The organism is Flaviaestuariibacter terrae (assembly GCF_054777635.1).
Genome location: NZ_BAAHAL010000006.1, coordinates 344,264 through 358,458, shown reverse-complemented (window position 1 = coordinate 358,458; position 14,195 = coordinate 344,264). Strand labels below are relative to the sequence as shown.

At 60.5% G+C, this 14,195-nt stretch carries 10 protein-coding genes and 1 other RNA gene; 5 read left to right on the top strand and 6 right to left on the bottom strand.

The genetic code is table 11. The features are described from left to right. Positions 1 to 100 precede the first annotated feature (100 nt). From ACYU7Z_RS02205 to ACYU7Z_RS02185, 5 genes are read left to right on the top strand one after another with little or no spacing between them, the layout of a single operon-like run. On the top strand, positions 101 to 1,456 hold the full coding sequence (locus tag ACYU7Z_RS02205) for a DUF6986 family protein (protein WP_460567048.1): 1,356 nt from the start codon (positions 101 to 103) through the stop codon (positions 1,454 to 1,456). Further along, complete coding sequence (locus ACYU7Z_RS02200; protein WP_460567047.1) at positions 1,453 to 2,439, top strand: XdhC family protein; 987 nt, start codon at positions 1,453 to 1,455, stop codon at positions 2,437 to 2,439. Before ACYU7Z_RS02205 ends, ACYU7Z_RS02200 begins: the two co-directional genes overlap by 4 nt. After that, on the top strand, positions 2,436 to 3,473 hold the full coding sequence (locus ACYU7Z_RS02195) for a hypothetical protein (RefSeq protein ID WP_460567046.1): 1,038 nt from the start codon (positions 2,436 to 2,438) through the stop codon (positions 3,471 to 3,473). The genes ACYU7Z_RS02200 and ACYU7Z_RS02195 overlap by 4 nt, the downstream gene beginning before the upstream one ends. After that, positions 3,470 to 3,949 carry a hypothetical protein gene (locus ACYU7Z_RS02190; RefSeq protein WP_460567045.1) on the top strand — a complete coding sequence of 160 codons (480 nt, stop codon included), beginning with the start codon at positions 3,470 to 3,472 and terminating at the stop codon, positions 3,947 to 3,949. Before ACYU7Z_RS02195 ends, ACYU7Z_RS02190 begins: the two co-directional genes overlap by 4 nt. A gap of 51 nt (positions 3,950 to 4,000) precedes the next feature. Continuing rightward, a complete protein-coding gene (locus tag ACYU7Z_RS02185; protein WP_460567044.1) occupies positions 4,001 to 4,831 on the top strand; it encodes an MBL fold metallo-hydrolase in 831 nt (276 codons plus the stop codon). Positions 4,832 to 4,921: 90 nt separating this feature from the next. Here ACYU7Z_RS02185 and thrC read toward each other — a convergent pair whose 3' ends face one another. The 6 genes from thrC to rseP form a co-directional block, all read right to left on the bottom strand. Continuing rightward, positions 4,922 to 6,217, bottom strand: coding sequence for a PALP domain-containing protein (thrC, locus tag ACYU7Z_RS02180; protein ID WP_460567043.1), 1,296 nt, complete (start codon positions 6,215 to 6,217; stop codon positions 4,922 to 4,924). A 30-nt stretch (positions 6,218 to 6,247) separates the two neighbouring features. After that, complete coding sequence (locus ACYU7Z_RS02175) at positions 6,248 to 7,168, bottom strand: homoserine kinase (RefSeq protein ID WP_460567042.1); 921 nt, start codon at positions 7,166 to 7,168, stop codon at positions 6,248 to 6,250. Further along, on the bottom strand, positions 7,168 to 9,597 hold the full coding sequence (thrA, locus tag ACYU7Z_RS02170) for a homoserine dehydrogenase family protein (RefSeq protein ID WP_460567041.1): 2,430 nt from the start codon (positions 9,595 to 9,597) through the stop codon (positions 7,168 to 7,170). The genes ACYU7Z_RS02175 and thrA overlap by 1 nt, the downstream gene beginning before the upstream one ends. A 453-nt stretch (positions 9,598 to 10,050) precedes the next feature. Further along, entirely contained in the window at positions 10,051 to 12,024 is a 1,974-nt protein-coding gene (gene pulA / locus ACYU7Z_RS02165; protein WP_460567040.1) for a type I pullulanase, read from the bottom strand. Positions 12,025 to 12,136: 112 nt separating this feature from the next. Then, positions 12,137 to 12,509: a transfer-messenger RNA gene (gene ssrA / locus ACYU7Z_RS02160) on the bottom strand. Between the two features lie 111 nt (positions 12,510 to 12,620). Then, complete coding sequence (gene rseP / locus ACYU7Z_RS02155; protein WP_460567039.1) at positions 12,621 to 13,982, bottom strand: M50 family metallopeptidase; 1,362 nt, start codon at positions 13,980 to 13,982, stop codon at positions 12,621 to 12,623. Between the last annotated feature and the right edge of the window lie 213 nt (positions 13,983 to 14,195).

Sequence of the window (14,195 nt, the reverse complement as noted above, 5' to 3'; positions counted from 1 at the left end):
AATCAAAAAAGACCTACGATAAGTAACTTAAGGTTCCGTACCAGTTTTTTCCTTTTGAATTTTGACTTTTGAATTCTCTCCACACCTGAAAAAAACAGCAATGAATACAACGACCGCCCCAACCACTTCCATCCCTTCGACAACACGCGAGGAATTATTCGGCAGCCTGCGCAGCGCCAACCTTGCCTTTCAAAAGATATACCCCGGCGACCGCAGCGAGCGGCAGCCCGTGCACACGGTGTATGGCGGCGCCAACCTGTTCAAATCCGACCTTGCCCGCGCCATGGGTGAGCGCGCGCTGGAGACCTTCCAGACCTACGCCCCCGACGCGCGCAGCTTCGGAGCCGTGTTTGGTCTCAAGGGCGAGCGCCTTGCCCAGGACGTTTACGATAAAGTGCTTCGCAAGCTTCAGACCGAAGCGGTAGAAGACTTCCGCATCGACTTTGAAGATGGCTACGGCAACCGCGCCAACGAGGAAGAGGATGCCACCGCCGTACAGGCCGCCCTCGAAATGGCCAAAGGCATCGAGGCCGGCACGCTTCCCCCCTTTATCGGCATCCGCATCAAGCCCTTTACCGAGGAGATGAAAGAGCGCGGCCTTCGCACGCTTGATCTCTTTGTATCCACGCTCGTCAAGGCAAGCGGCGGACGCCTCCCCGACAACTTCGTGGTGATGCTGCCCAAGGTCACCATTCCCGAGCAGCCCGCAACGCTGGCGGCTTTCTTCGATATCCTCGAAAGCGAGCTCGGCATGAAGCCCGGTTCGCTCAAAATGGAAATGATGGTGGAAACAACCCAGTCGATCATGTCGATCGAAGGCACGAACCCGTTGTACAAGTTTATCGAAGCGAGCAAGGGCCGCTGCATCGCCATGCACTTCGGCACCTACGACTATACAGCCTCGGCAGGTATTACCGCGCGCTACCAGGAGATGGATCACCCCGTGTGCGACTTCGCGCACCACATGACCAAGGTGGCCCTCGCGCACACCGGCATCTGGCTGTCGGACGGCGCCACCAACACGATGCCCATCGGCCCACACCGCGGCGACCTTACCGAAGCGCAAAAAGAAGAGAACCGCGCCGTGGTGCACCGTGCCTGGAAGAAAGGCTACGACCACATCCGCCACTCGCTCTGGAACGGCTTCTACCAGGGCTGGGACCTGAACCCGGCTCAGCTGCCCATGCGCTATACGGCGGTGTTCGCGTTTTTCCTCGAGAGCTATGATGACGCCGTTGACCGTCTCAAAACCTTCGTGGAAAAAGCCGCCCGCGCCACGCTTATCGGCGACGTATTCGACGATGCCGCCACCGGCCAGGGCCTCCTCAACTTCTTCCTCAAAGCCCTCAACAGCGGTGCCATCACCGAAGAGGAAGTGCTCCGCACCGGCCTCACGCTCGACGAGATCCGCGGTCGCTCCTTCAAAAAGATCCTCGAAAACCGCAGCCGGAAATGACGACCTGGCATTTTGTAAAAGAGAAGCTCCGTGCCTCCATACCGGTGCTGCTGCTGTGGGTGCTCGAAAGCGAGGGCTCCTCGCCCGGGCGCCGCGGCTTCAAGATGGCCGTGGCCGCCGACGGCCAGATTGACGGCAGTATCGGTGGCGGCATGATGGAACACAAGCTGGTGGAAAAGGCGCGCTCGCTGCTCGCCGCCGGCCAGGCAAGCGTGTTCCTGCAGCGGCAGTACCACGATAAAGAGCATGCCCGCGACCAGTCGGGAATGATCTGTTCCGGCAGCCAGCTGATCGCCTTTGTGCCCCTGCAAACATCGCAGGCCGAAGCCGTGAACCGCCTGCTGCTGGCCTTCTCGCACCAGCGCGACATCCGCATCGCGCTCGGGCCGCAGGGGCTGCTGGTAGACCAGCACGGGCCGCGTGTTCCCGATGGCTTGCTGGTCAGCGACGAGGAGCATTGGTCGTATAGCGAAAAGCTCGACCAGCGCCCCGTGATCCACATCATCGGCGCCGGGCATGTGGGACTTGCGCTCAGCCAGCAGATGTCGCTGCTCGACTTTTACATCAAGCTATACGACAATCGCCCGGGTCTGAATACACTTCTTGACAACACCTTCGCCCACGAGAAGATCCTGTGCGACTACGAATCCATCGACAGCCTCCTGACCGATGCGGAGGCCGACTACGTGGTGATCATGACCTTCGGCTACCGCGACGACAAGGTCGTGTTCCGCCGCCTGCTCCAAAAAAGCTTCGTGTACCTCGGTATGCTCGGCTCCGATGCCAAGTTGCTGACGCTGATGCGGGAGCTCGAAGCCGAGGGGCATTCGCCCGAAAGCTGGCAGCATTGCTTCATCCCGATCGGCCTGCCGATCTACAGCAAGACGCCCGCGGAAATAGCCGTGAGCATTGCCGCCGAGATCATCCGCGAAAAGAACCGCGACTTGCCAACCGGGCGTAGCGGATTACCTTTGCAGGGATGATCACCGCCACGCTTACACCGGCCCGGCGCCGGCTGGCCATCCAGCGAATCACCGCGCTCTGGGCCTTTTGCGAATCGGGTCTCGGCGGCGTGCTCCATGCCTTACGCGCGCCGTTTACCGGGCTGCTGGTGGGTTCCTTTTCGGTGCTTTGCATCACGCTGATCGCCTGGCTTTCGGGCGGACGCTACCGCCAGGTGCTCCACAGCCTCCTGCTCGCGCTTATCGTCAAGGCGGTTGTAAGCCCGCACTCCCCGCCAACGGCCTACCTCGCCGTTGGATTCCAGGGCCTCATCGGCTATGGCTTGTATAAGGCATTCGGCGTGCACCGGTTTTCGATGTACCTCGTGGCGGTACTGGCCCTGCTGGAGTCGGCCCTCCAAAAACTTCTTACGCTGACCCTGTTTTTCGGGAAATCGTTCTGGCATGCCGCCGACGAGCTCATAAGCTTTATCGGGAAAGAACTTTCGGTTGCGCTTCCTCTTGGCAGCGTGCTGCTCGTTACAACCTATGTCGGCATCTACGTGGCAGGTGGTATCATTTGCGGCAGCATCGCCACGCAGCTCGTGCGCGATTTCAGGTCCGACGCCGGGAGCCTTCCGGCTGCGCCCAACTTCGCCGCCGACGACAACCTCCCCGGCTCGCCGCGCCGGCGAAAGCGTGCGCTCGTTCTTGTTTTCCTCTTCGTAGCTACCGGGATCATTTTATACGTCAGCTCGGGCAGTCAAAAACAGGGCGCCCTTGCGGTGGTACAAGCCGCTACCTGGACGGCCTGCGCCTTGCTGATCTGGTACGGACTGATTGCGCCGGTAGCCCTGCGGATGCTGCACCGTTTCCTGCGCCGCAAGGGCTCGAGCCACAGCGGCGAGGTGCAGGAACTGCTGCGGATGCTCCCGGCCCTGCGCCGCCTTTCGGTGGCCGCCTGGCGGGAAAGTGCGAAAATCAATCGAGGGCACCGCATCTCCTTTTTCATCCGGCTCCTCGTGCACTGGTCGCTCACCTGGGACCCGGCCGGGGTACAAGCGCTGCCTGCATGAACACGATCATCTTTTCACGGCCCGTTCATAGCGGCAAGACCACCGAGCTCGCTGCCTGGTGCGCGGCGCACCCGGAGGTACGGGGCGTGCTGATGCCCGACAGCGACGGCGAGCGCTACTTCCTCGACCTCGGCAGCGGCAAGCGTTGGCCGGCAAACGCCCGTAACGACGGGGACGCATTGCCCGTTGGACGCTTCCGATTATCGGCGGCTGCTTTTCGAAAAGCCTGCGACTCCCTCGCAGCAAACCGCTCTGCCCACTGGCTCGTTATCGACGAGGTCGGGAAGGCGGAACTCGGGGGTGAAGGCTTTGCCGGCGCGCTGAGATCGCTCCTGCTGCATCCGTCCGACGGGCCGCGGAACCTGCTGCTTGTGGTGCGCGATTACCTTCTTCACGACGTGATCGAAGCCTTTGGCCTGCAGGAGGCACGCGTTGTCGGCACACTCGACGGGATCTGGCAGGCCCTGGGCGAATAAATAGCGGCCTCGCGCCCGTTGCTGCCGCCTACGGTCGTACTTTTGTCGCCCATGGCCCTGCGTTTCGCTTCGATCAACTCCGGCTCCAACGGCAACTGCTATTATATCGGCAACGAGCAGGACGCCGTGCTCGTGGATGCAGGTATTTCCTGCCGCGAGATCGAGCGCCGGATGGACCGCCTCGGGCTTTCCCTGGCACAGGTTCGCGCCATCTTCATCTCGCACGAGCATTCGGATCATATCCGCGGCCTGCCAACGCTGCTCAAAAAGCACCGCATTCCCCTCTACATCACGGCGGCTACGCTCCGCGGCTCCGGGATGTACCTGTACGAAGACCTTATTCGCGATTTCGCGGGCCACGAGCTCGTGACGGTCGGCAGCCTGCAGGTACGGCCTTTTTCGAAGATCCACGATGCGGCGGATCCCTACAGCTTCACCATCAGCGACGGCAGCGTCAACGTGGGTGTCTTCACCGACCTAGGGCGTGCCTGCAGCAACCTGGTGCAGCACTTCCGCCAATGCCATGCGGCGATACTCGAATCGAATTATGATGAAGAGATGCTGGATAAAGGCGGCTATCCCTGGCACCTGAAGCAACGCATCCGCGGCGGCCAGGGTCACCTGTCTAACCGCGAAGCGCTCGACCTTTTCCGCGCCCACCGGCACGAAGGTCTTTCCCACCTGCTGCTTGGCCACCTCTCGCAAAACAACAACGATCCGAAACTGGTGGAGGCGCTCTTTGCCCCCCATGCCGGCGATGCGTTGGTTACGGTCGCTTCCCGCTATGCGGAAAGCGCCTTGTACGAAGTCGGCCCGCTGCACACGGCCATACGGGCGCACCACGAAGCCGCCGCGCCGGCACAACTGCAGCTTTTCGGATAGTATCCCGCGGGGAACGCTGCGTTGGGATGCTTGCCATGCTTCCAGTCCCGGCATGTACAGCACTCTCCCGCAAACAAAGTGCCTGTCCGCTCAGCCAAGCCCGAGCAACAATTCACGGAGCGGCTCATAGCGTGCGTCCATCTGCTGCTGGCGAAGCGCCCGCGCAAACAGCCCGCTGACCGACGCGGGTATCGGCACCTGGACGCCGGTCTCCTGCTCCACGACATCCGGAAATTTCACCGGGTGCGCCGTGCTTACCACAAGACCTTCCTCGCCCTCCGCCAGCACCTGCTCCAGTCCGTGCCAGGCCACAGCGCTGTGCGGATCAAGCAGGTAGCGCCTTTGCTCCCACAGCCGGCGGATCGTAGCGCGTGTATCGTTGTCGCTGCTGCGCGTCGCACGAAGTACCCGGCGCAGCGCGGTTAAATCATTGTCGAACAGGCGAAGGATCCGCACGAAATTGCTTGGATCGGCAACGTCCATCGCGTTGGAGATCGTTGATTTCGCGGGCCGGCGCTCGAAGGATCCGCTTTCCAGGAAGCCAGTCACCGCATCGTTGGCGTTACACGCCGCCACGAAATGGCGCACCGGGAGTCCCGACCGCTGCAGCAGCAGGCCCGCACCGATGTTGCCGAAGTTGCCGCTCGGAACCGACACCAGCGGCGGCCGGTCTTTATGTGGCCACTGCTTCCACGCAAGTGCGTAATAAAGTTGCTGCGGCAGCCAGCGCGCGATGTTGATCGAATTGGCCGAACTGAGCTGCACTCTCTTCCGCAACTCCGCATCGGCGAAGGCTTGCTTTACAAGCGCCTGGCAGTCGTCGAAGTCACCCGCCACGGCAAGGGCATGCACGTTGCCCCCGAGCGCCGCGATCTGCCGCTCCTGCACCGGGCTCACTTTGCCCGCCGGGTAGAGCACCACGACGTCGGTCCCGGGCACATCGAAAAATGCGTTGGCGACGGCGCCACCGGTATCCCCCGATGTCGCCACCAGTACGACTATGCGTTGGTGAAGGCCCGGCGCAAACTGCGCAAGGCAGCGGCTCATAAAGCACGCACCGATGTCTTTGAAAGCCAGCGTCGGCCCGTGAAACAGCTCGAGAACCGAAATGTTTTCGGTTACCGGCACAAGGGGCAGCGGGAAACTCAGGGTAGCTTCGATCGCATCACGGAGCACCGCCTCCGGCAGGTCACCCGCCGTGTAGGGCTCAAGGATGCGGTACGCAATTTCGCGGTCATCCATTGCCGTTAGACCGTTCCAGAACCCTGGCGGCAGCACGGGTATCGTCTCCGGGAAATACAATCCTTTGTACGGAGCCTGTCCCTGGAGCACGGCTTCACGAAATGAAACGGCGGCCGATTGACCGTTGAGACTGAAATAGCGCATGGATAAATGTTAGCAGGTGCAGGATTGTTTTCAGGAAACAACCCGGACACCATCGGGATTGATCGTAGTGACGTACGTATGATACTCGATACCGAGCTGCGTGTAGATGCCCGCCATCGCCTCAGCAACCTTTTCGGCGGTAGCGCGCGTTTTGCTGAACTGAAACAGCGAAGGCCCTGAGCCGGAAATACCGCCCCCGAGCGCGCCCGCCGCGCGGCAGGCATCGGCTACCGCGTCGAAGCCCGGGATGAGGGCTTTGCGGAAAGGCTCCGCCACAACATCCTCCATCGACCGGCCGATCAGCTCCGCATCGTTGCGGTAGAAGCCGGCCACCAGCGCGCCCAGGTTGCCCCACTGGCGGATGGCGTTCTTCAGCGGCACCTCCAGGCGAAGCACGGCACGCGCATCGGCCGTCTTGATCTCGATCTGCGGATGCACGACGCTCACAAACAGGTCGGCGACCGGCAGCGGGATGATGTCGACGGGATCAAGCGAGCGGATCAGCGTTACGCCCCCGTAGATACACGGGGCCACGTTGTCGGCATGCCGCGCGCCCGAGGCGATCACCTCTCCTTCCATGGCGAGCTCGAGCAGCTCCAGCTTCGAGAAAGGGTTGCCGAGTAGGGTATTCGCAGCCACGGCAGCTCCGGCGGCCGAGGCAGCGCTCGAGCCGATGCCGCTCCCCGGCTTTATCCGCTTGCGAACAGTGAGCTCGAAGCCACGGCCCGAGCCGGTTTTGCGGAGCACCGATAAGAGCACGACGCCCGATACATTGCGCTCCGGGTCGTCGGGGAGCTCGTAGGGCGATTCGTTGATAAGGCGTACGCCGGGTGTATCGCTGAAGCGAAGGATAAGCTCGTCGCAGGGCTCGTTGAGGGCAAAGCCCAATACGTCGAAGCCGCTGCCAAGATTGGATACGGAGCCGGGGGCCAGAACAGTTACAGGTTTCATCAGGTGCGCGCGGTTTTAATGATGTCGGCAAAAATACCGGAAGCCGTCACATCCGCGCCGGCACCGGCCCCTTTCACCACGAGCGGCTGCTCGGTGTAGCGGTTGGTGAAAAAGCGCACGACGTTGTCCTTGCCATACAGGTGGTAGAAATCGTGCTGCGGGTCGATAGCCTGCAGGCCCACCTGCGCTGCGCCGTCCGAATAGGTGGCGACATACTTGAGACGCTTGCCCGCTGCGCGCGCGCTTTCCAGCAGCGCGCGGAAATGGTCTTCCTGCTTTTCAAGCTCGTTGTAAAAGTCGTCGATGCTCCCTTCCATGGAGGAGGCGGGCATAAAAGGCGTATTCTGAATCGCGTCGAACTCGAGCGGGGCACCGGCCTCGCGGGCAAGGATCAGGATCTTGCGGGCAACGTCGGTTCCGCGGAGGTCGAGGCGCGGGTCGGGCTCGGTGTAGCCCTGCTGCTGCGCGTCGCGTACCACGTCGGCAAACGGCCTGCTGCCGTCATAGTTGTTGAAAACGAAGTTGAGCGTACCGCTCAGCACCGCTTCGATACGGTGCACTTCATCGCCGCTATTCATCAAATCACCGAGCGTGCCGATCACCGGAAGACCGGCGCCCACGTTGGTTTCGAAGAAAAAGGGCGCACCGAATTCGCGCGACAGCTCCTTCAGCCCGCGGTAGCGCTCCAGGCTCGCCGAAGCAGCGATCTTGTTACAGGCCACCACGGGGATGCTGCGTTGCAGGAATCCCTCGTAAAGCGCTGCGACGGTTTGCTGCGCCGTAACATCTACAAACACCGAGTTGCGGAGGTTGAGTGCCAACGCCTGCTGCCGGAAGCGGTCCACATCCATCGCATCACCCGAGGCGAGTGCTTCCTCCCAGGAGGCCAGGTCGATGCCCGCTTCCGTAAATATCATCCGCCGGCTGTTGGCGAGGCCAACCACGCGCACCTGCAGGCGAAGGTGCTGCTGCAGCCATGGCTGCTGCTGCGCAAGCTGCGCCAGGAGCCGCTTTCCGACGTTGCCGGTGCCTGCGATGAACAGGTTGACCTGCTTGTACTCGGTTTCGAAAAAAGCTTCGTGGAGCACGTTGATGGCCTTGCGCACGTCGGCGCCGCTGATCACGGTGGAGATATTGCGCTCCGAAGATCCCTGTGCAATGGCGCGGATATTAATGCCGTTGCGCCCGAGCTCGCTGAACATGCGCCCGCTGATACCCGAGTGCGCCTTCATGTGGTCGCCGACAAGGGCAACGATGGCGAGGCCGGTCTCGCACTGCAGTGGCTCAACGATGCCTTCGCGGATCTCGCTGCGAAACTCGTCTTCCACCGCGCGCACGGCCCCTTCGAGCGATGAGGCCTCGATGGCCACGCAGATCGTATGCTCGGACGAAGCCTGTGTGATGAGGATCACATTGATGCGGCGAAGCGCCAGTGCCCCGAAGAGGCGGTGGCTGAAGCCGGGGATGCCTACCATTCCGCTTCCTTCGAGGCTGATGAGCGCAATGCCGGTGATGCTTGAAATGCCGCGGATAATGGTGCGGTCGGCGATCGCCCGCGCGTGTACGAGCGTGCCCGCCGCCTCGGGTGCGAAGGTGTTGCGGATACGCACTGCCCGCTGCTTTTTCATCAGGGGCTGCACCGCGGGCGGGTAAAGCACCTTGGCGCCGAAATGCGAGAGCTCCATGGCTTCCTGGAAGGAGAGCGCCTCGATGGTGCGGGCACCGGCCACGAGGCGCGGGTCGGCCGTCATCATTCCGGGCACGTCGGTCCATATCTCTACTTCAGCTTCGGGGAGTGCCGCACCGATGATGGCTGCGGTGTAATCGGAGCCGCCACGGCCAAGCGTGGTTGTTTCGCCCGCCTCGTTGGCGGCGATAAACCCGGGCAGCACGCTCACCTGCGCATGGGGCGCCGAAAAGTGGTGCCGGATAAGCGATTCGGTGGCCGCGTGTTGCACATGCGCGTTACCGAATTGACTATCGGTGCGGATGAGGCGGCGGCTGTCGACCCACTCCGTAGAAATACGGGTAGCGGAGAGGTGCGCGGCAAACAGCTTCGAGGAAAGGATCTCGCCAAAGGCCGCCACGCGGTCGGTGGTTCGCGGCGAGCACTCGCCGAGGAGTCGAATCCCTTCATATAAGGTGCGCAGGGCATTGAATTCTGTTGTCAGTGCAGCAGGGTCGGTACCCACGAGTTCTTTCCAGGCATCGAGGTGCCGCGCCTCGAGGGAAACAAGCGCCGCTTCTCCCCCTTCACCGCCTGCTACTGCGCTGCGGGTGAGGCCTAACAGTTCGTCGGTAATGCCGCTCATCGCCGATACTACCAGCACGACCGTTCCTCGGGCCGCATAATCCTGCACCAGCGCGCTAACGCGCCGGATCGCGCCGACCGACCCCATGGAGGTGCCGCCGAATTTCAATACATACATAAGTTGGTTGTTTGGGTCAATAAAGGTCCTGCTAACTGTGCCCGGGGGGCCTTGGGGGGATATGGCTAGCGGCAACCCTTTCGGGTTGTGCTGCTGCCTGTGCACAGCAGGGCCTTCGCCGGGGAGGCGAAACGGGAAGCGGCAGGCTGTGAAAGGTGGGTCATGGCTAACAAGATAGCCGGAAAAACGCAACCCGCCAAGCAAAAGCGGATCTTTCCGCCAAACGGACCCAGCTTGGCCACCGGAGGAAAAACCGGCTCAAAACCGCTTCCAGTCTGCATTCGGGGCTGAAAACCCCTCTATAGCGGGCGTATTGCCGCGGTCAAATGTGTTATTGTGTACCATGGACACATTTTACCTTCGTACCAGATCACTCAAAATTTTCATATAGCAAGCAATCGTTACGTCCCGCTAGTCTTAGTGGGATTCTTTTTTTTCCCGCCTCCCGGGCCTCTAGCGCCGGAACAGCACCCAGCCTGTATTGGCGGGGAGCAGTAACCGCCCCGACAACTTCCGGATGCCCCCTTCCTTTACCTGCCTGCCATCGGCTGCCAAGCTCCAATTACCCGGCGGAAGCACTACTTCCTGACCACTCCCATTTCCATTGAGGTATACCAGCACGTCCTTCCAGCTATCGCCCGGCGCGCCGCTGATGCGGTAGGAAAGCAGCAACGGGTCGGTATCGGCACCGAACTTCAGGTGCTGCCGGATCAGCGTTGCGGTAGGGAGGCGAAACGCAGGGTGATGCCGGCGCATCATAATCAGTCCCTGGTAATACCGGAACATGTCGGCGTAGCGAGCCTTGCGCGACCAGTCAAGCGCGTTGATCGAATCGGGCGCGTTGTATGAATTGTGCATCCCTCCTTTTGTACGCAGCATCTCCTCACCGGCATGCAGGAAAGCGACTCCCTGCGCGGTAAGCACCGCCGTCTGCGCAAGCTTGTCCATGGCGATTAATTGCGCTTCGGTGGCTGTAGGGTTCGAGAGGCGAAGGCGGTCGAAAAGCGTCGGGTCGTCGTGGCAGGAAACATAGCTGATGGCCTGCGCAGGTTCCCTGGCCCAGGGCGCTTTCGAATAAGCCACCTGCGCGTAAGGCACCTGCGGATGCTCCACCGAGCCGGCGATACCGAATTCCAGGCTTTCCTTCGTGCCTGTGTGACCACTCACGAAGCCGCTCACCTTATCGTCGCTGAACGGACCGCGGAGTGCATCGCGGATATCGTCGCTGAAGGCCGCCACGCCCCGCAGCTGCAGCACGTTTTTCTTGACGGCGCGTTGTGCCTCCGGCAGTGGCGAATCGCCTGCGGTCCAGCCTTCGCCATACAGGAAGATCGTCGGGTCGATGCGGTGCAGCGAATCACTGATGGCGTTCATTGTTTCGATATCGTGCAGCCCCATCAGGTCGAAGCGGAAGCCGTCGATATGATAATCCCTTACCCAGTGCAGGAGCGACTCGATCATGAATTTGCGCATCATCGCTTTCTCCGACGCCGTCTCGTTGCCGCAGCCGCTTCCATTGGCCCACTTGCCGTCGGCCGTCTTGCGGTAAAAATACCCGGGCGCAAATTGCTGGAAAACGGAATGGTTGATATCGGAGGTATGGTTGTACACGACGTCCATCACCACCCGTAGCCCCGCACGGTGCATTCCCTGCACCATCTGCCGAAATTCGCGGATGCGTACCCGCCCGTCGCGGGGATTGCTGGAATAGCTTCCCTCCGGAACATTGAAGTGGAGCGGGTCGTAGCCCCAGTTGAATGGTGCGAGCGGCTTGCTTTCGTCGATGGAGTTGTGGTCGAAGGAAGGCAGCAGGTGCACATGGGTCACACCCAGCGCCCGGATATGATCGAGCCCCGTCGCAACGCCACCCGGTCCCTTGGTCCCGCGTTCGGTAAGGCCGGCATATTTACCCTTGTTGCGGATACCGCTGTTGGGATTCATCGAGAGGTCGCGTACGTGCAGCTCGTACAGCACGATGTCGTTCACACTTTTCAGTGCCGGCTTCTTCTCCTGCGCCCAGCCTGCCGGCTCGAGCTCCCGCAGGTTCACGATCATCCCGCGCTTGCCGTTGACGCCGACCGCTACGGCATACGGGTCGGCCACTTCGAGCGAAGCCTGTCCGTTGTGCGTGGCCTGCAGTGTGTAATAGCGGTTCTTCAGGTCGCCATCGACCAGTGCGAACCAGCTGTTGGCCTCTCCCTGCGAGAGGTTCACCGTGCGCAGCGGCAAGCCACCCTCGCCGGCCGCGTAGATCCGTAGAACTACGGACGAGGCCCCGGGGGCCCAGACCTTAAACCGGGTTTGCCTGGGGCTGTAGTGCACACCGAGGTCTCTGCCCGTATACGGCTCGGGCTCGCCGGCAGATTGCTGCGGTTGAAAAGAGCAAAGCACGAAGGCCAGCGCGGCAAGGGATAGTAGCAACTTCATGACGGGAAGATACGGCAGCCCGACTGTTACCGGATGTATCACGAACGGGCCGAAGCCTTCGAAGGCAGGCAAAAAAAAGCCCGCCGGAACTCTTGCGAGCGCCGGCGGGCGAAGGTGGAGGTGACCAGGATCGAACTGGTGTCCAAACAGGATATTCAAAAGCTTTCTACATGCTTATTCCAGGATTGCTTGTCGGGAAACTACCGGACCGGGACAAACCAATCGTTTCCTTAGCTGGATGATCTTAAGCTACCGGCACAGCCTGTGGCAGCAGCATTCCTTCTTCTTTTTAAGTCGGCGGCGGCGATTGGTGAAGGACGAACCCCCGCGGCGGCCCAAATGACTAACTAATCACTGATTAGGCAGCCATGGCATACGAAGTATTGCCATTTGTGTTTTGAGTATTCAGATTAACGGGCTAATTACCCAACGCCCGGCATGCTTACACCTTCAAAGACCTCTGCTGTCAAAACCAATACACCCCCTTATTGGGTTGCTTTACAGCGAAGCAAACTTACGAAAAGCGATCTTTAACCAAGTGCAAAGTTTGCAGTTTGTGGTTTGCAGACAAACGACAAACCCCAAACTACAAACTTCTATTTGCGGAACAGTCGCCAGATATCGAGACCCAGCGCGTAGATCATCAGGCTGATGAGCAGCACGAAACCAACGATCTGCGCGTATTCCATGAACTTGTCGCCGGGCTTGCGGCCCGTGATCATTTCGTAAAGGGTGAACAGCGCGTGGCCGCCGTCGAGACCCGGGATGGGCAGAACGTTCATAAAGGCCAGGATGATCGAGAACACGGCCGTAAGGCTCCAGAAGCTGCGCCAGTCCCATTGGCCGGGGAAGATCTTGGCAAAGCTTACGATCGAGCCGACCGATTCATTGGGATTGGCCTTACCGGTAAACAATTGCTTGAGACCGGTGAGGTACATATTGAGCGTGAAGCGGGCTTTCTTGATACCGGCGGGGAACGATTCGACGAAGCTGTAATGACGGGTCTTGATCACGAAGCCCATCGAGTCGAGCGGGCGGGGCATGACACCAATGGCTCCATGGCCCTCGATGCTTGCAACGGGAACAGCAATCGCCAGCAGCTGCGAATCGCGCTTCACGCCCACCTGCACGGTCTTGCCGGCCGACTGGCGCACGATACGCTGGAACTCGTGGAAATACTGTGTCGGCGTACCGTTGACGCTGACGAGCGTATCACCCTTTTTGAAACCGGCCTTCTGCGCATTCGACTTCTCCGTGAAGCTGTCAACGACGGGACGAAAGCGCACGCTGATGAACTCGGCGCGGAGGTGTGAATTGAGTTTCTTGATGAGGCCATCGGGCACCGGGAGGTCCAACGACTGGCCATCCCGCTGGACGGTCATCGAGGTTGCCTCGCGACCGATGATGAGCGCGGGCACCTGGAGCTCGTCTTCGACGGGCTTGCCACCCACGTGGGTGATGATGTCGCCATCGCGGAGACCGATTGTTTGAGCCAGGCTGTCGGCAGCAATACCGTAGCGGAGGTTCTGCGGGGGCAGGTAGCTATCACCCCATTTCCAGGCAATCCCGATAAAGATCACCAGGGCCAGCAGCACGTTGACCGTGACGCCGCCGAGCATGATGATGAGTCGTTGCCAGGCCGGCTTGCTGCGGAATTCCCAGGGTTGCGCCGGCTGCTTCATCTGCTCCGTGTCCATGCTCTCGTCGATCATGCCGGAGATCTTTACATAGCCGCCAAAAGGAATCCAGCCAAGGCCATACTCGGTTTCGCCTACCTTCTTTTTCCAGAGCGAAAACCAGGGATTGAAGAACAGGTAAAACTTCTCCACCCGGCAGCCAAACCAGCGCGCCGGGATAAAGTGACCCAGCTCATGAAGGACAACGAGGATGGAAAAGGATAGAATCAGCTGGGCGACCTTGACACCAACTTCCGCCCATTTTATAACCAATAAATGCATTCGTTCAGATTAATCGATAGGGGCAAATATCCGGTAAAAGGGGCAGGAAAGAACAGTGCTGAGCTATTTTAGGAAATTGTAGCAGCGGGAATCGGCAATCGGGAATCGCGAAAAGAAGGAAAGTGCTGCCAGGAGAACGTCACAGCGAGCGCGAAGTAAAGGCGCCGAACGCGTTGCGCCAGCTTCTCCACTTCACCAGCGATTCCCGGTTGC

Coding starts and splice junctions, on each gene's coding strand:
- ACYU7Z_RS02185 (WP_460567044.1), top strand. CDS start 4,001: ATGGCCCTGCGTTTCGCTTCGATCAACTCCGGCTCCAACGGCAACTGC.
- thrA (WP_460567041.1), bottom strand. CDS start 9,597: ATGTATGTATTGAAATTCGGCGGCACCTCCATGGGGTCGGTCGGCGCG.
- rseP (WP_460567039.1), bottom strand. CDS start 13,982: ATGCATTTATTGGTTATAAAATGGGCGGAAGTTGGTGTCAAGGTCGCC.
- ACYU7Z_RS02195 (WP_460567046.1), top strand. CDS start 2,436: ATGATCACCGCCACGCTTACACCGGCCCGGCGCCGGCTGGCCATCCAG.
- pulA (WP_460567040.1), bottom strand. CDS start 12,024: ATGAAGTTGCTACTATCCCTTGCCGCGCTGGCCTTCGTGCTTTGCTCT.
- ACYU7Z_RS02200 (WP_460567047.1), top strand. CDS start 1,453: ATGACGACCTGGCATTTTGTAAAAGAGAAGCTCCGTGCCTCCATACCG.
- thrC (WP_460567043.1), bottom strand. CDS start 6,217: ATGCGCTATTTCAGTCTCAACGGTCAATCGGCCGCCGTTTCATTTCGT.
- ACYU7Z_RS02190 (WP_460567045.1), top strand. CDS start 3,470: ATGAACACGATCATCTTTTCACGGCCCGTTCATAGCGGCAAGACCACC.
- ACYU7Z_RS02175 (WP_460567042.1), bottom strand. CDS start 7,168: ATGAAACCTGTAACTGTTCTGGCCCCCGGCTCCGTATCCAATCTTGGC.
- ACYU7Z_RS02205 (WP_460567048.1), top strand. CDS start 101: ATGAATACAACGACCGCCCCAACCACTTCCATCCCTTCGACAACACGC.